This window comes from Acidicapsa borealis (genome assembly GCF_059115245.1).
On record NZ_JCACNY010000001.1, the window covers coordinates 4,876,830 to 4,893,440 of the forward strand.

The 16,611-nt window shown below is 61.6% G+C and carries 14 protein-coding genes; 3 read left to right on the forward strand and 11 right to left on the reverse strand.

Translation table 11 applies throughout. The features are described 5' to 3' along the window. Nucleotides 1-127: 127 nt before the first annotated feature. Nucleotides 128-1,405 (forward strand): sensor histidine kinase, encoded by a 1,278-nt coding sequence (locus tag AC5S27_RS19870; RefSeq protein WP_493936300.1) that lies wholly within the window; start codon nt 128-130, stop codon nt 1,403-1,405. On the opposite strand, the gene AC5S27_RS19875 is transcribed toward AC5S27_RS19870, so the two are convergent. The 4 genes from AC5S27_RS19875 to AC5S27_RS19890 are packed head-to-tail and all read right to left on the reverse strand — an operon-like array spanning nt 1,402 to nt 3,909. Further along, nucleotides 1,402-2,379, reverse strand: coding sequence for a TIGR01777 family oxidoreductase (locus tag AC5S27_RS19875; protein ID WP_493936301.1), 978 nt, complete (start codon nt 2,377-2,379; stop codon nt 1,402-1,404). The genes AC5S27_RS19870 and AC5S27_RS19875 overlap by 4 nt on opposite strands. Nucleotides 2,380-2,381: 2 nt before the next feature. Further along, a complete protein-coding gene (locus AC5S27_RS19880; RefSeq protein ID WP_493936302.1) occupies nt 2,382-3,104 on the reverse strand; it encodes a TetR/AcrR family transcriptional regulator in 723 nt (240 codons plus the stop codon). A 10-nt stretch (nt 3,105-3,114) separates the two neighbouring features. Then, the gene (locus tag AC5S27_RS19885) at nt 3,115-3,489 is read right to left on the reverse strand and encodes a hypothetical protein (RefSeq protein ID WP_493936303.1); all 375 of its coding nucleotides are present in this window, start codon (nt 3,487-3,489) and stop codon (nt 3,115-3,117) included. 48 nt (nt 3,490-3,537) lie between these two features. Further along, nucleotides 3,538-3,909 (reverse strand): hypothetical protein, encoded by a 372-nt coding sequence (locus tag AC5S27_RS19890; RefSeq protein ID WP_493936304.1) that lies wholly within the window; start codon nt 3,907-3,909, stop codon nt 3,538-3,540. A 145-nt stretch (nt 3,910-4,054) separates the two neighbouring features. Here AC5S27_RS19890 and kdsB point away from each other — a divergent pair, with 145 nt between their 5' ends. Next, entirely contained in the window at nt 4,055-4,786 is a 732-nt protein-coding gene (gene kdsB / locus AC5S27_RS19895; protein ID WP_493936305.1) for a 3-deoxy-manno-octulosonate cytidylyltransferase, read from the forward strand. Nucleotides 4,787-4,791: 5 nt separating this feature from the next. Here kdsB and AC5S27_RS19900 read toward each other — a convergent pair whose 3' ends face one another. From AC5S27_RS19900 to AC5S27_RS19930, 7 genes are all read right to left on the reverse strand, one after another. Further along, complete coding sequence (locus AC5S27_RS19900; protein WP_493936306.1) at nt 4,792-5,502, reverse strand: HAD family hydrolase; 711 nt, start codon at nt 5,500-5,502, stop codon at nt 4,792-4,794. 77 nt (nt 5,503-5,579) lie between these two features. Beyond that, nucleotides 5,580-8,426, reverse strand: coding sequence for an AsmA family protein (locus tag AC5S27_RS19905; RefSeq protein WP_493936307.1), 2,847 nt, complete (start codon nt 8,424-8,426; stop codon nt 5,580-5,582). Nucleotides 8,427-8,430: 4 nt separating this feature from the next. Beyond that, nucleotides 8,431-9,252: a signal peptidase I gene (lepB, locus tag AC5S27_RS19910; protein ID WP_493936308.1), complete on the reverse strand. Its 822-nt coding sequence runs from the start codon at nt 9,250-9,252 to the stop codon at nt 8,431-8,433. Between the two features lie 50 nt (nt 9,253-9,302). After that, nucleotides 9,303-10,169: a signal peptidase I gene (gene lepB, locus AC5S27_RS19915; RefSeq protein WP_493936309.1), complete on the reverse strand. Its 867-nt coding sequence runs from the start codon at nt 10,167-10,169 to the stop codon at nt 9,303-9,305. Beyond that, nucleotides 10,166-11,041 carry a ribonuclease III gene (gene rnc / locus AC5S27_RS19920; RefSeq protein WP_493936310.1) on the reverse strand — a complete coding sequence of 292 codons (876 nt, stop codon included), beginning with the start codon at nt 11,039-11,041 and terminating at the stop codon, nt 10,166-10,168. The genes lepB (AC5S27_RS19915) and rnc overlap by 4 nt, the downstream gene beginning before the upstream one ends. Nucleotides 11,042-11,103: 62 nt before the next feature. Then, nucleotides 11,104-13,002 carry a hypothetical protein gene (locus AC5S27_RS19925; protein ID WP_493936311.1) on the reverse strand — a complete coding sequence of 633 codons (1,899 nt, stop codon included), beginning with the start codon at nt 13,000-13,002 and terminating at the stop codon, nt 11,104-11,106. A gap of 151 nt (nt 13,003-13,153) precedes the next feature. Further along, a complete protein-coding gene (locus tag AC5S27_RS19930; protein ID WP_493936312.1) occupies nt 13,154-14,449 on the reverse strand; it encodes a M24 family metallopeptidase in 1,296 nt (431 codons plus the stop codon). A gap of 58 nt (nt 14,450-14,507) precedes the next feature. On the opposite strand from AC5S27_RS19930, the gene AC5S27_RS19935 reads away from it, so the two are divergent. Continuing rightward, nucleotides 14,508-16,556, forward strand: a complete 2,049-nt coding sequence (locus AC5S27_RS19935; RefSeq protein WP_493936313.1) for an alpha/beta hydrolase domain-containing protein — start codon at nt 14,508-14,510, stop codon at nt 16,554-16,556. Nucleotides 16,557-16,611: the final 55 nt, after the last annotated feature.

Below are 16,611 nucleotides of genomic sequence, written 5' to 3' on the forward strand. Positions count from 1 at the left end.
GGACGAGAGAATTGCGCAGCGGACCCGGTGACCGGGGATGGGCCGAATTGTGTTCCAGAGTGAGAGGATTTGCTGACATAAAAGAGGATATAGTGTCGATGGGGATGGACAACGGAAGTCGTTTACCGTGCCTGAGACAGGATACCGCGTGCGGGGGGCACAGCGGTGGTTCTGGAACGTTCCTGCGTTGTCCCGTGAATTCAACTTTTACGCTCCGCAGTCCAAGAAGGAGCGGCAGGCATCTATACAAATGTGGGGGCGTCCGTTGGACCTATTCACTTCTGACTCTCTTGTACCGCATGCTGTTTGCTGGGCCTCGTCGCCGCAGTTGATCTGGACGATGGTGGTCAGCAACATGATCATCTTTCTGAGCTATTCGACGATCTGTGGGACGCTGATTTACCTCGCGCGAAGGACGCGGCGGGTGATTGCTCGCGACTGGGCCTACTTCGTGGTGGGCTTTGCCTTGTTCATCGTGGCCTGTGGGCTGACGCATTGGATGGATGTGGTGACGACGTGGGTGAGCGCGTTCTGGATCGCCGCCGGAACCAATATTCTGACCGCGCTACTTTCGGCCTATGTCGCTTTCATGTTGATCCGGCGGGTGGGAACGATCTCTTTCAGTATCAATGACTATGCGGACCGGCTGGCCAGCGCTGAGCAGGAGCGGGCACGGCTGGAGGCGAGCTTACTGAATGCGCAGAAGCTGGAGGACTGGAGCCGGTTATCAGCCACGGTGAGCCATGAGATTCGTAACCCGCTGCAGGCCATCCAGAATCTGCAGTTTTTGATTGGGAATACGCCGGGTGTGCCGGAGGGTGTAGCGCAGATGGCGGCGATGGCGGAAGAGGAAGCCAAGCGTGTCCTGGCGATCTCGGATGCGACGTTGTCTTTCTTTCGCCACGCGAAGTTTCCTGAACTCATCGATCTAGCTGCAGAAGTGGAATCGGTGCGTTTTCTACTGGCCCAGTTGATTCGTCAAAAGGCGATAGCTTTCGAGATCGAGACGCGTGGGGATTGCACGGTCCAGGCTTTCGCCGGGGAGACGCGGCAGGTGCTGTTGAACGTAATTCGCAACGCATGCGAGGCGATTGTTCAACAGGGTGGTCACGTGAAGGTGAGCCTGACGGGCAGCTTAGATGGAGTGGGTGTTCTGGTCAGCGACGAGGGGGTGGGGATCGACGCGGCGACTTTGCCTCACATTTTTGAATTTGGCATGACGACCAAGGGATCGCAAGGCAATGGGATGGGGCTGTGGACGGTGAAGCATATCGTGGACAAGCACCATGGGCGGGTGCTGATTGCTTCGACGCCGGGTCGGGAGACGCGCGTGGAGCTTTGGTGGCCGCGCGTGGCTAATCTGTTGCAGGTAGAGAACCTGGTTGGCGGACCGGTGACTGCTTAGGATTGTTTTCGCGGCTGCGAATGACGCCATTGCCGGACGAGATCGGTGGCTGCGGCTGGCCATTCGGGAAATTGGAACTGGAAGCCAGAGTCGAGGAGACTGCCGGGGATTACGTTGCGGCTCTTGAGGACGAGCTCCGATTCGGTTTGTAAAAGAAAGCAGCCAATCTCGATCATCCAGGCCGTGGCTGGGAGACCGATTGGGATTCCCCAGGCGCTGCGCAGGGAACGCATAAAATTGCGGTTCGGCAGCGGATTGGGCGCTGCAATGTTTACCACTCCCGAGAAACTTTCGTTGGCGATGAGGAAGTCAATGGCGCGGAGGAAGTCTGTGCCGTGGACCCAGGAGACCATCTGACGGCCGTTGCCGTTGGACCCGCCGAGACCGATGCGGACCAGATTCGAGAGAACTTCGAAGATGCCGCCGCGGTCGGCGCTGAAGGTGACGGCGCTGCGCAGGGCGATCTTGCGGGTGCGCGGGGTCTGCGTTTCGAAGAAGGCTTGCTCCCAGTCCTTGGCTACTTTGATGGAGAAATTCCAGGTGTCAGGGGCTCCGGGTTCATTTCCGCCGAGTTCACCTGTGGCTTCGTCGTTCGCGCGGTCGTAGGAATGGCGATAGATGGTGGCGGTGCTGGCATTCATCCAGAGCTTTGGTGGATCGGCAAGTTTCGCGATGACGCGGTTGAGGAGCTGCGTCGACAGGATGCGGGAGTCGTAGATGATTTTGCGGTTGGTGGCGTGGTAGCGGCAGTTCACGCTGCGACCGGTGAGGTTGATGCAGAGGTCGGCGCCTTCAAGGCTGGCCGTCCACGGACCTTCTGTTAGGGCATCCCACGCGATGGTTTGCCAGGTGGCTTGCGGGGTTGGGGCTTTGGCCGTTCTGCTCAGGACGGTGACCTGGTGGCCCTGGGCGTGGAAGTGACGAGCCAGCAGGGTGCCTACCTGGCCGCTGCCTCCTGGAAGGACGATGCGCATGGTTACTTGTCCTGATCTTTGAGGGCTGCGATGACTTCTGGTCCCCAGACGCCTTCGAGCAGGTCTGCGGCCAGTTTGTGGATCGGCAGCAGGATCGGCAGGTTGGCGAAGCGCAGGGTCAGGATGAGCATTTGCAGGGACTTTTCGAAGAGAATGGCGGTGCGCTTCTGTTCCGGGGAGCGGTCGTAGACCCAGAAGAGGATGAGGCCCATCTGGTACATCCAGAGCAAGCGCGGCAGGTAAGGCTTGATGCGGCGCGGGAGCTTGACCTGGGAGTCGTCGACAGCGCGGACGAAGTGGGCTAGATCCTTCTCGCGAATGGGCGCTGTCTCGGCGCTGAAGGGCGAGAGCGGGTGTTGCGGGTCGGTGTGCGCTGAGAGTGAGCCGAGCAGGCTGCGGTTGGGGTGGAAGTAGTTGAGCTTGAACTGGATGACGTTGCGCAGGCGGGTCTCGAGGGTCGTGCTTTGATCGAGTTTGGCTTGCACTTCTGGCTCCATTTCCTGCTGGGCGCGCTGGTAGAAGGCCATGACGATGGCCTCTTTCGAGTCGAAGTAGTAGTAGGCGGCGCCTACGGCGACTTCTGCCTTGGTGGCGATTTCGCGCATGGTGGCGGCGTCGAAGCCGCGCTCGCGGAAGACTGCGAGGGCGGCCTCGAGGATGCGGGCGCGGGTTTCTTCGGATTTCTTGATGGCGGGTTTAGGCGCCGTTTTCGTCAGCTCACTCATGCCAAAACTTTCATGCCAGGATTGATTCTCGCTGATGAATGCTCCTTCGCGCCTTATAGCGGAGCCTTCCCAGGACAAAAAAGTTGAAGAAATGCATCAGGCCGAGGATCAGGAGGACGACGCCGAGCTTGCCGCTCTCGAGTTCAATGACCTGGCGGGAGTTGGTGAGGGCGTCTGCGGTCTTGAGGGCGAGGGCGATGTAGCCGATGTTGATGAGGTAGAAGCCAACGACGAGGAGGTGGTTTACGGAGTCGGCCAGCTCGGCGTTGCCGTGAAAGGCTTCGACGAGGAAGACGCGGCCGTTTTTGTGCAGGGTGCGCGCGACCCAGATGGTGAGTGCGATGCTGATGGCTAAATAGCTGGCGTAGCAGGCTAGGACGTACATGTTGTTCCTCCGTTTTCTACCGGTGAATGTCGGTTGAGTTGACTGTTGCTAGGCGGCGGTGGGCTGTGGCGGAGCTGCTTCCGTTCGTGCCCTGCCGTGGAGGGTGGCGAGGACGAAGAGCGTGATCAGGAGGTCTATGCCGAGGACGAGCATCAGGAAGCCGGCCCGGGTGGTTTCGATTCTGACGAGCTGGCTCGGATCGACCCCAGACGGTCCAAAAGAGCCGGTGATGGCCAGATAGCCGGTCATGGTGAGGCAGAACCCGATCACAACGAAACGAGCCATGTATGCCGCTGGCTTTCCGTCACTGTGAGAATCGGCGAAGAATTCCCGGCTGCCCTTGAAGAGCCGGTAGGTCGCCAGGGCTATGACTGCGAGGCCGACGAGGAGATAGCTGAAGTTGCAGATGGTTTCATACATGGCCTTTTCCTCTCTTTCTATTTTTTTGAACCTGTTCAATTACGAGAATACGCCGATTTTTCGCGTTGTCCAGATAATTTTGAACGCGTTCATAATTTTTCTTCAGGTGGATTGCGGCAGATGGTGGCGGTTAGACTTGTGGTCTATGAGTGCTTTGAAGGTTCTGGGTGTGATTCCGGCGCGGCTCGGCTCGACGCGGCTGCCGCGCAAGGTGTTGCGGGAGATTGCCGGGCGGCCGATGGTGGAGTGGGTGTGGCGGGCGGCGGTGGGCAGCGGGCAGATGGATGAGGTTGTCGTGGCGACCGATTCCGACGAGGTGGCGGAGGTTTGTGCTGCGCGGGGGATTCCCGTGGCGATGACTTCGCCGGAGTGCCAAAGCGGGAGCGACCGGGTGTATGAGGTTTCGCGGCAGGTGGAGGCTGAGATCTATGTGAACATCCAGGGCGATGAGCCGCTGCTGACGCCGGGGCACTTCCGGCCGATGCTGGAGCTGTTTGCGCGGCCTGAGGTGCAGGTAACGACAATCTCGGTTCCTTGCCCGGATGAGGATGTGGCGAATCCGAATGCGGTGAAGCTGGTGGCGGCGCAGGATGGGCGGGCGCTTTATTTTTCGCGGTCGACGATTCCGTTCGATAGGGACCGGGTTGGGTTCGCCGGGTACCGCAAGCATCTGGGGCTTTATGCGTACCTGAAAGGGGCGCTGGAGCAGTTTGCGGCGCTGAAGCCTTCGACGCTGGAGCAGATTGAGCGGCTGGAGCAGCTACGGATGCTGGAGAATGGGATTTCGATTTATGTGGGGCAGGCTGAGGGCGACTCGATCGGAGTGGATGTCGAGGAGGATCTTCAGCGGGTGGATGCGATTCTGCGAAGCCGCTGAGCGTCTTAAAACGCCAGCGGGGTGAAGTGGAGGTTGATGCCCTCGTCGCCGGGTAGAACTTCCACGCGGATACCGGTCAAGTCCTGAACAAGGTAGTTGGCGGCTTCGAGCTGTTCCGGGGTGTGGGAGAAGAGGGTGGCGATTACGGTGCAGCCGGCGGCGCGGCCTGCTTTGCTGCCGGAGCCGGAGTCTTCGAAGACTACGCAATCGGTGGCGGGGAAGCCGAGGATTTCTGCGCCGCGAAGGTAGGGTTCAGGGTGGGGTTTGCCGTTCTCGACCATGTCAGCGGTGATCAAGCGCTCGGGAACGGTGAGACCGCCGGCAGCCATACGGATGCGCGCGAGGCGCTCAGTGGCTGAGGTGACGACTGTCCAGCGGTCGATGGGCAGGGCTGCGAGCAGTTCCGGGATGCCGGGCAGGACGGCGAGGCCCTCGTTGTCTGAGACTTCGATGTCTTCAATCACTTTGAGTTCCGCCTGATCGTCGAGGTGCGGGGCGAGCTTACGGATGGTTTCGATGGCGCGGCAGCCATGGGCGGTGCGGATGGCTAGGTCAGGATCGACGCCGCGGGAGATGGCCCACGTGCGCCAGCTACGCTCGACGGAACCGAGCGAGGAGACGAGGATGCCGTCCATATCGAAGAGGACGCCCTTGCAATGCACGGTAACTGGAGTGTGAAGAGTAGCAGAAGAGGAAGACGGAGAAGTAAGCGTCATGTCTTATTGTACGGCGGGCTATCAGGCCGACTCCACAAAGATTGACCGGCGGGCGTGCTGATCGTCGCGGTTCTGGCCTAGGCTTCCGGCTTGGTCTCGGGGTGGGTTTCTGGTTTGGGTTCCGGCTTGCCCTCTGGTGTTTCGGTGGGTTTTGCTTCAGGTTTGTCGGGTTGGGCGGAGGTGTCTTCGCCGTTCTCCGGGCCAGCCTTTGCGGGCTGCCTGGTCACAATCGTTGTGTTACCGAGGGTGAGCTTTGCCTGACCGCCGAAGGTGATCGAGCCTTTGGCAGTGGAAGGGTGCTTGCCACTGATGAGAGTGTTATCGCCTAAGTCGCCTTTGCCTGCGTGGAAATCGAAGGTGCCGCTCCACTGGTCGAAACGAACCGGGACCATGCTGCCGGATGGTGCAACAGTGGCAATGGTGCCTTTGGGCCAGTTGAACTTGAGGTGACCGGCTGCGGAGGTCGCAAGATCCTGGGTGGTGAAGCCTGAGAGGGCGATGTCGCCGGAGCCGGTGACGGGGCTGCCAGACCATTCGGCACCAAGAATAGAGCCGAGCTCAGACGGACTGATCCCGGTGAATGAGCCGGTGAAGGTGTATTTTGGCGATCCTGAGGCCCAGTCCAGGTGACCGGAGCCGGTGGCTGTGCCTTCCAGTAAGCCGGCGGACCAGGAGTCGATGGCGGCTTCTGTCTGCTTGAGCTGCATTTGCAGGGTTGGCTTGTGCAGCGTAGTGGGACCGAGCACGAGGCTATCGGCGTCGACATTCAAGGTGAGAGGCGGCCACTTGGGGCGATCTTCGCTGCGGATGCGATTCAGGAGCGGCGCGAGGAGCGACTTCTGCGCAGGCGTACCGATCAGAGCCGCCTGGACCGTGGCAACGTCCAGGGCGCCGAAATGCAGGGTAACGCGCGGCTGGCAGTCTGTTCCGGTGCAGTTCAACTGTGCGGCAAGATTGATGGCACCTTTGAGGGTATGGTTCGAGGGTGACTTGGGGTCTCCGTAGGTGAAATCCGAAGTCAGATTGACGGCATCGGCGGTTAGGGTTGCCGTGCCCTGTGTGAGTTCGACGGGAAAGGCGAGATACGGGGCTTTCCACTGGGCATGGTGAAGCTTGAGGTTTGCCGTGAGGCTGTCGCCTGTTCCCGGCGAAGCCGGCTCGACGCCGGCAGGGAGGGTGGATGAGAGCCATGGTCCACGAGCTTGCAGGTCGAGGTCAGCTGCGGGGCCAGCGAGAGTATCGGCGGCATCGAGGTGGGGGAATCCGAAGGCGTAGGCGAGATCGCGCAGGCGGGCTGGGCCGACGGATCCGCTGGCTGTGGTTTCGTAGCCCTGCATGGTGGCTCCGAAGCGGATGGATAGAGATTGAGATGGCGTCGCGGATGCGGTTGACGCTGCAGGCTGTGGCGGCAGGGCGAGGGTGAACTGAGTTCCCAGGCGGACGGCGGCGAGGCCGGTTGCAGGCGGATTTTGGAGGGCGGTAGGGGTCCAGAGGATGGAAGCGGGTAGGGTGAGAGGCTCTTTCAGTGCGCCGCCCTTCAAGACTCCGCCGTCAAGCGTAAGTGAGCCGGTCAGGGCTGTTGGGGGGACCTGAGATGTTGGGAATGCCTTGGATCTTGAGGCGGCGCTGGTGCGCTGGGGCTTCGGAGATGGAACGCCGGCGGGGTTGGCGACGGGCTCCAGGTAGGTCAATGTTCCCTGCACTGTTCCTTTCGCGGAAATGCCGGGGGCGAAGCCGCCTCGAACGGTGCGCAGAAGGTCTAGAACCGCTTGTAAGGGGACCCGCCGGACATCCAGAGTGGCTTGCGGCGGCTGCGTTGTGGTTCCGGCAGTCTGGCCGGGGATTTCGGCTTTCAGATGGAGGCGTCCGTCGCCAATGGCGGTGTCGCAGCTGACATCGTGGAACGCGGATTGCGTGTGCTGATAGCGGAAGCTGCAGTTGGCGTCGAGGTCGAGCGGGGTGTCCGGGGCGAACTCTTCGCGATGGACGCCAGTGGCGCGGAGGCGGGCCTTGGTCTGGGCGGCGTCGAGCGTGCCGTGAACATCGATGTCGGCGGTGACGTCGCCGCGCCAGCCTGCATCCGAGCCGGACGAGAGGCGGGAGAGCTGGCCGAGCTGGGCTTCGCGCCAGTCCATCTGCAGTTTGAGGGGCATGTCTCGGAGCTGTGGAGCTGAGCCCAGGCTGGCTTCGACTCGGACTTCGCCGGCGTCGGCCTGGCTCATTTCTATGTCTGTGCGGACGGGCTGGCCAAGAAGACGGACGCGCCACTGGCCGGGGTCGTCCTGCCAGAGCGAGAGATCCGTGTTGACGAGCGAATAGGGGCTCTTTTCCTGACCATTCTTGAGGTTGACGCGGGAGTCGGTGGCTTCGAGGTAGGGGAAATTACGGGAGCTGGAAGGGGCCAGCGTTGAAGTGCCCGGCGCGGAGGGGGCTCGCGTGGGATCGGCGCCCATCATGAGGGATTCGAGATTCCAGCGGCCATCGGCGGCGCGAACCAAATTGAGACTGGCCTCATCAACGCTGATGCGGCTGATTTCCATCTTGCCTCGCCAGAGGGAGAAGATTCGCACCGATGCTACTACTGTGCGGGCGGACAGGATTGGCTCGGCTCCGAAGGCAGGGTCTTCGCTGATAGAGAGGTCGTGGAGAACGAAGCCTGGGCTGGGAAGCAGGCGGAGGTCGACGCTGGAGAGGTGAACCGGGCGGCCGACCGAGCGGCTGACGAGCGCCGTGATCTGGCGCTGGTAGCGGCCGATATTGATCAGCGGCGGAAGTACGACTCCCGCGGCAATGAGCGTGAGGGCAGCAACGATGAGGGTAAAGCGGCGCTTCCAACGGGATGGCGGGGTGACGCTGGCATCAGGAATGCTGGTCTCTGCGTCTCTTACGGCCTGCGCGTCAGTTGTGCCTAGTTCGTCCGCCATACCCTTACTTTACCGGGTTGAGGGTGCGCTTCCAGCGGGTATCGGAGAAGAAGTGCAGCGCCACGTGTCCCATCCACTTGATGCGGTCGGACATGTCGGTCCGCTCGTACTGGGTGTCGGGGGTCTTGAACGACCAATAATTGAAGAGCGGACGGCCAACGATGTTGGCGCGTGGAACGAAACCCCAGAAGCGGCCGTCGTTGCTGTCGTGGCGGTGGTCGCCGAGCATCAGGTACATGCCGTCGGGCACAACGAGGTCATTGCCCTGGATGTGGTTGGGCAGATCGAGAGCCCACTCGCTGGTGACGCCGCCGGCTTCGGCTGGTGAGACCGCCGGGAAATTGTCGATGTAGGGTTGAAAGCTATCTTCGGGCCAGGGAGCTGCGTAGGGCTCGTTCTGGGCAACTCCGTTAAGAATTACAACGCCGTTGCGGAGGTGGACACGGTCCCCGGGGCTGGCGATGAGGCGCTTAACGAGAAAGGTGTCCGGCTGGCCGGGGCCCAGGAAGACTACGATATCGCCGTCTTTGGGCTCGCGGTAGTGGACCAGCGGCATCCACTTGGTTCCGGGGGCGATGGTGATGCGGTCGACGAAGAGATGATCGCCGACTAGGAGGGTCTTCTCCATGGAGCCGGAGGGGATGACGAAGTTCTGGGCGAGGAAGGTGAGGATGAACAGGCCGATGACGAGAACGGAGCAGATGCTGGCGAGGGCTTCGAGGGGTGTTTCCTCGGGACGTTCTCCGGCTGCCTTTACGTCGGCGGGGGTTTCCTCCACGTTGCTTGCAGGCGGATTGTCCACTACCAGGTTCGCTGCCTTGGCCATTGATTCAGGTGCCCTGTTCCCGGCATGCGCCGTGCGGTCTTGATCGATTGCTAGTGAACTACGTGGAAGATACGCTTCCAGCGGGCCAGACCTTTCAGCCTGGCCGTCACTTCACTATCGTGCCCCAGTCTATCATCCGACGCCTGCTGCACTTCGTAGGGCGTGGGCCGGTTGAGGGAGAAGTAGATCACCAGCGGCTGGGCAACAATCTGACTGCGATCCACGAAACCCCAGTAGCGGGAATCGAGGCTGTTGTTGCGGTTGTCGCCCATCATGAAGTACGAGTTGGCGGGGATGACAAGTTCCCCGTTTTGTGTGGATTGTTGCAGGAGTTTCCACCAGTTGGGGCGGACCTTGGGGTCAGAGTAGATCTGGGTGGGGAAATGATCGAGGTAAGGATTGTCGGCAATGGGCTCGAAGGTGGCGTAGGGCTCGGCGAGCGTCTGGCCATTGATGAAGACCTGGCCGTGGTCGATGCGGAGGTGGTCACCGGGGAGGCCGATGACTCGCTTGATGAGGTACTCCCTGGGGTTGAGCGGGGAGTGGAAGGTGACGATTTCGCCCCGATCGACGTGGCTGTAGGGCATGATCCGCTGCCAGTTGCCGGCGGGGGCCAGGACGGAGCGGTTCATGAGCAGGAAGTCGCCGACGAGGAGGGTTCGCTCCATGCTGGGGGAGGGGATGACCATGGGCTGGGCGATGAAGGTGAGTACGAAGAGCGCCACGATGATCGTGCGCATGAGGGAGGAGGTGGCTTCCGGAACGCCGTGAATGACGTGATGATGTTCTTGAACTGGGGCTGTGGGCGTCTGGAGCTGGGTACACTGCTCCACCGGGGGGATCTCCGGGGACGGCGCCGGGTACACTTCGGGCGGCAATTCTGGAGTAGAGACCGCGAGCTCGGGGGTGGTGCTCATACTCTTGCTGGCTCCTCGGTCTCGGCGGCAGTCCTGGCAAAAAGCGCCAAGGCCCTGCGAGCCGCTTCCTGCTCCGCCTTCTTCTTGGTGCTGCCGATTCCACTTGCGAGCACTTCGGTCAGATCACCGTCTGAGGTCTTCAGACGCAGAACTACTTCAAAACGTTTACGGTGATCGGGTCCGCTCTCGCTTTCGACACGATACACCGGAACTCCTGCGTGCGTCGCCTGAAGATGTTCCTGAAGAGCGGATTTGTGATCACCGAGGGCGGCGCCGGAGCGGAGTTCGCGGGCAAGATCGTCGGCGGCGGTGCCGAGAATGTGGCGGCGGGCGAAGTGGCGGACGGGGTCCAGGGCTCCCTGAAGGCTGGAAAAATCGGCTGTTGATTTCTCTTCCGATGCGGAACCGGCGTCCAGATAGAGTGCCGCGATTACCGCCTCCATGGCGTTGGCGAGGATCGCAGCTTTTTTGCGGCCACCGGAGCGTTCTTCGCCTTTGCCGAGGCGCAGATGTTCGCCCAGACCGATCGCTACGGCGACGTCGGCCATGTGGCGGCGACTGACGAGTTGAGCCCGCATGCGGGTCAGTTCGCCTTCCTGACAGTCCGGATTGCTCTGAAAGAGGGCTTCGGCTACGACCAGTCCGAGGACGGCATCGCCGAGGAATTCGAGGCGTTCATTGTCGGTACGATCGATTCGGTCGGCTGCGTGGCCAGGTTCCTCGGCCTTGCCGTGGGTCTCCATCGCCATTTCGTAGCCGAGAGAACGATGCGTGAGCGCCTGAATCAGCAGCTCCGGACGCGCGAACACGTGACCGAGCGAGGCTTCCAGGCCAGCAAGGTCGTCGTACGGCGTGATGGGGTTCTCGCGCATGCTACTTCTTATGGTAGACGCAAAACGGACGCAGTAAGAGAGCCGAAGTGGTTTGGGTGGCGTTACTGCGGTGCCGACGTTGGTGCTGGAGGCGGTACGGTAGCCGGGAGTGGGCTGGTGCTGAAGTCCGGTTTTGGGACGGGTTTTGTGGGTTTCGCCTGCCCGGGTCGCGGCGGAGTGGCATCCGAACCGTCGCCGGGGGCTCCATCCGGATCGTCGGAATCGGCTTCGCAGACGTGGCCTTTGACCGAGTACGCGGTCTTCACGCCCCGCTCGGCAGCGATGCGGGTATCAAGCTGGCCGTCGCGGACGGCGAGAGCTGACTTGTACTCATCGAGCGCATCTTCGCGCTTGCAGAGCATGTCGTACATGCGGCCAAGATAGATGTGTGACCAGGCCAGAATGCGGGTTTCCTTGGCGGTGGCTACAGCCTTCTGGAAGCCATCCATTGCCTCCTGAGGGTGGCCGGTGAGGATTTCGGTGCGGGCGAGGATGAAGTTGGCGCGGCCTACTTCGGCGGCTCGATCCTCCGGGGAGGATTTGGATTCCATGACCAGGCTCTGGCGAGCGAGCGCTCCGGCGGTGACATAATCTCCGGCGGAGAGGAGGGATTCGGCCAGGTCGAGGCCGGTGAGCTTGCGTGGGGCGGAGCGGCGGAGGACGTCCTGATCGGCCTGTGCGTCAAAGGTGACGGCGCGGGCGCGGTGGATTTCGTGATCGATGTCCATGCCATAGACGAGCTCGCCGATGGTGTCCTTGAGGCTGGCGGGGTCCTTCTCGAAGTGGGTCATCTGCTCATAGAAGTACGCTGTGAGGACGTAGCCCTGGGACATTTCGTGGCGGACGCGGGCTACGCGGACCTGCTCCTGCCTGGCCTGGACGGCGTTGCGTTCGCTCTGAATGGTGGCAAAGTCGGAGCGCCTTTCGTCCTTGGGTGCAACGTAATTGGGGATGCCGGTGTCCATGGTGCGGGCTTCGACGGCCTTGATGAGGCACTCGATGGTGAGATCGACGATTTCGGTGCGGTAGCGAATTTCGAGCGGCGCCTCGCGGACTTCCTTGAGGATGGGCAGGAAGCGGTCCATGGCGGTGGCTCGCTGGTAGAGGAGCGGCTCGATCAGGTAGTGCAGGTAGGTGTGGCGGACGTCGTTCATGCGGATTTCGCCGTTGACCGGGGAGACGATGACGACATAATCCGCGCCGTAGATTCTGGCGTTGATGGTGCGCGGGGAGAGTTGCGGCTCAACTACGACCAGGAAGCGGCGACCGTCGTAGGTGGAGGCCGGCATTTTCAGGTAGAAGTTGGTTTTGACGATCATGTCGGTCAGGCTGTCATGCAGGTGATTGACGATGTCGTCATAGGCGCGGCGGTTGATGACCCAGATACCGTGCAGATCGGTGGTGGCAGCGAAATCGCGGAGAAAGGGGAGGACTTCGACGACCTGGGTGGAGTCGGGCGGCATTTCCGGGAGTTCGACGGAGGTCTCAAGCGCTGGCGGCGGAGTAAGGTACAGGGCAAGCGAGATGTACTGCGAGACGTCCTTTACTGTGCCGGTCATTTTGTGCTGGGCGATGTACTGGCAAATGTGATCGCGGGCGGCCCGAGCTTCTTCGCTGGCGGCGAAGGCCTTGTTCATCTCGTCGCGGACACGCTGGCGGATAGGGTCGCTCTGGTCGAGGCCTTCGTCGTAGCCGCAGGCGTTGAGCGCGGCGGTCATGGTAAACAGAGTTTCAGAATTGACGAGCGAAATGGCAGGGCCGGCGGGATCGACGAGCGAGGGAGCCTTTTCCTGAGCGAAGGCAGGCGCGCTGTTGGACGAGGAGCTCTGGGGGGCCTGTTTGCCTGTGCTTGAGGAAGAAGACTGTTTATCGGACTGCGCGTTCGAAATCGTAGGTGTGGCAGCCAACGCCAGGCCCAGGGGCAAAACGAGCAAGGGAGCGAAACGGGAACGGATACGCATGCACATCATCCTGAAGTTTAGTGCATTGCTCGGGCGGTTGTGGAGCGCGGGCGCACTGAATGGATCGGTCTTGTCGGTCCTTGGCAATTTCCATCGGGGTCCGCAGCTGTAAGACAGGGCCGGCTCAGGAAAGGTAAGCCTGATCGCAGCACTAGCTCTTGGCGAAGGGGTCTTCCAGGGAGTGGCTCTGCGGGGTGAAGAGTTTGGCTCCGTCCGTGGTGATGTACATGTCGTCTTCGAGGCGGATGCCGAACTCGCCGCGAAGGTAGACGCCGGGCTCGTCGGAGAAGGTCATGCCGGGCTGGAGGATGGTCTGATTGCCGCGGACGAGGTAGGGCCATTCGTGGCCGTCCATGCCGATGCCGTGGCCGACGCGGTGGGTAAAGTGGGCGTAGTCGGGGCCGAAGCCCGCCGCGTCGATGACCTTGCGGGCGGCGGCGTCGACTGAGCCGCAGGCCACGCCGGGTTTAGCAGCGGCGAGGGCAGCGGCCTGGGCGCGGTGGACTATTTCGAAGACCTGCTTCATTTTGTCGGTTGGTTTGCCGAGCGTGAAGCTGCGGCTGATGTCGGACTCGTAGCCTTCGACGGTGCAGCCGTCGTCGATGAGGATCAGGCTACCTTCTTTGATCGTCTGCGGCTGAATGGAGCCGTGGGGCAGGGCGGAGTAGGCGTCCACCTGGCAGCTTGCGTCGCCGGGGAAGCCGGAGCGCTCGTAGCCTGCGCCTATCCATTCGCTGACCTGGCGATTGGTGATGCCGGGGCCAGCGGCGATTACGGACTTCCAGGCGGCCTCATAGACGGAGAGCGTGATGTCGTTGGCCAGTTGCATGAGCTTGAGCTCGGCGGCAGATTTTACGGCGCGGCAGCCGGCGGTGATGGGGGTGGCGCTGACGGTTTCAAAGCCGGGGCAGGCTTTGCGGATTTCGTCGGAGAAGACGAAGGTGACGCGCTCTTCCATGCCGAGTTTGCCGCCGGTGATGCCGAGGTCTTTGAGGCCTTTGGCGACGAGCGGGTAGGGGCTTTCGTCTTCCTGCCAGGTGTAGACTTTGGAATCTTTGCCGCCGGGGGCGTGCTGCATCTGCTCGCGGGCGCGTTCTTCTTCAAAGCTGGGAGAGACGTAAAATGGCGCGCCTTTGCTGGGGATGACGCAGACGAAGAGGCGTTCGCTGTTCCACCAGCGGATGCCGGTGTAGTAGACAAGCGAGGTGCCGCCGATGAGGACGATGGCGGCGATTTTCTGCTCCTGCATGAGCTGCTGGGCGCGGTCGAAGCGCTGTTGCCGCTCGGCGGCGGTGATGGGCTGGGCTTCGCTGCGACGGTTCTTGAGCGCGGCGAGTGGGGGCGGCAACGCTGCGGGGGCGGATTGGGCGTTCGAGCGCAGGGCAGATATGGCGGGGACGGCGGCGGCGATAGCTGAGGTGGCGAAGAAACGGCGGCGGGTGAGCATTGTTTTCCTACTGTAAACCGTGCTCGCGCCTTGGCAGCTTCCGTATACTGCGTTCACGATGAAACTGCCTTTTCGTTTGCTGGTGTTGGTTGCGCTGAGTTCGTTTGCTGCGGTTGCTTTTGGCCGTGTCACGCGTGTTGAAATTCTTTCGCGGACGCAGATTGCGGCTTCTGGCGAGACGCCGGCGAGTGAGAAGATTGCGGCCAAGGTCTACTTCGCGGTAAAGCCGGGGACGAAGCATAACTTGCCCGTAGTGGACCTAGAGAAGGCTGCGAGGAATGCATCGGGCGAGGTGGAGTTTTCGGCGGACCTGTTTCTGATCCGGCCCGTGGCGAAATCGAATGGCGCGCTGCTGCTGGAGATTCCCAACCGAGGCGGCAAGGGACTGCTGGGTCTGGTGGATGGCGGGAAGGGTGATCCTGCTTCGGCGGCGGAGCTGGGCGATGGTTGGCTGCTGCGGCAGGGATTTACGTTTGCTTCGCTGGGCTGGCAGTGGGATGTGCCGGAGGGGCCTGGGAATATGCGGCTTTACGCGCCGGTGGCGTATGAGGCTGGCGGGAAGCATATCACCGGGCTGCTGCGCAGCGATTACACGCCTTCCGCGCCAATGAGCGAGCTGCCGCTGGGGCACTTGATGGGGGACCGGATTGGCGGGACGGAGTATCCCGTGGCTGCGGCGGACGATGCGCGGAATGTGCTGACGGTGCGGGATACTCCTCATGGGAAGCGACAGGTGATTCCGCGGTCCGAGTGGAGCTTTGCGCATTCCGTGGATGGGAAGCTGGTGGCGAGCGACCGCTTTGTCCATCTGAACTCCGGGTTTACGAAGGGGCGGATTTACGAACTGGTTTACGTGGTGCAGGACCCGGTGGTGGCCGGGTTGGGCTTTGCTGCGGTGCGGGATTTTGTGGCTTGGGAGAAGCATGCGGACTCGAGTGAGCCGGCTGCTCTGGCTCCGGTGAAGTTCGCGTACGCTGCGGGGATTTCGCAGTGCGGGCGATTTCTGCGGGATTTTGTTTATCAGGGGTTCAATGCTGACGAGTCGGGCAGGATCGCGCTGGATGGCGTGCTGGCGCATGTGGGCGGGGCGGGTAGAGGCAGCTTCAACTACCGGTTTGCGCAGCCTTCGCGGGATGCGCAGCCGATGTCTTCGATTGACTGGCCTACGGATATCTTTCCATTCACCGATCTGCCGGAAAGCGATCCTGCGAATCCTGGGAACGGCAAGCTGGGTCTGCTGGATGCCGCGACAACCGAGCATGTGGTGCCGAAGATGTTTCTTTCGCACACGTCGTATGAGTACTGGGGCCGGGCTGCTTCGCTGATCCATACGACGGCGGACGGCAGGGCGGATGTGGCGCTCAGTCCGAATGTGCGGATCTACTTCTTCTCGGGATTGCAGCATTACTCCGTGTCTTTTCCGCCGGAAATCGGGACGGGGGACCGGATGGGGCAGCAGTTGCCGAGCCCGCTGCCAATCAAGTGGTTCTGGCGGGCGATGATTGCGAATATGAATGCTTGGGTCCAGGCAGGGACGGCTCCGCCGGAGAGCCGGTATCCGAAGATAGCCGATGGAACGCTGGTACCGATCGCGAAGCTGCGCTTCCCTGCCCTCCCGGGTGTTCAGGTACCGAAGAGCGTGGCGCAAGGTTGGGATCTCGACTTTGGACCGAACTGGCGCGGAGGCATTCTGAGCCAGCAACCGCCCACGGTGGATAAGGCGTATCCAACGCTGGTGCCGCAGGTGGATGCGGATGGGAACGATCTTGGCGGGATTCGCCTGCCGGAGATAACGGCGCCGCTGGCTACCTACACCGGCTGGAATCTGCGGGATCCTTTGATTGGCGCACCGGATCAAAGAGTGTCGTTCTTAGGATCGTTTGTGCCGTTGCCACGTAGTTCGGGCGAAGCGGCGGCTGGGCATAACCCGCGCCAGCCGATCGAGAGCCGGTACAGGGATCTTGACGACTACCAGATGCAATTCAAGAAGGCGCTGGATGGTTTGGTGCGTGAGCGCTACATTCTCCCCGAAGACAGCGGCAAGCTGCTCGACCGGGCGCGCGAGGAGTGGGTTTGGAGCATGGTGATTCCGGCACAAAAGCCTTGAGGTGCCTGTCCTCTGCGAGTGAGCCGCTGCCTGGCAAAGATTGAGTGACGTGGAC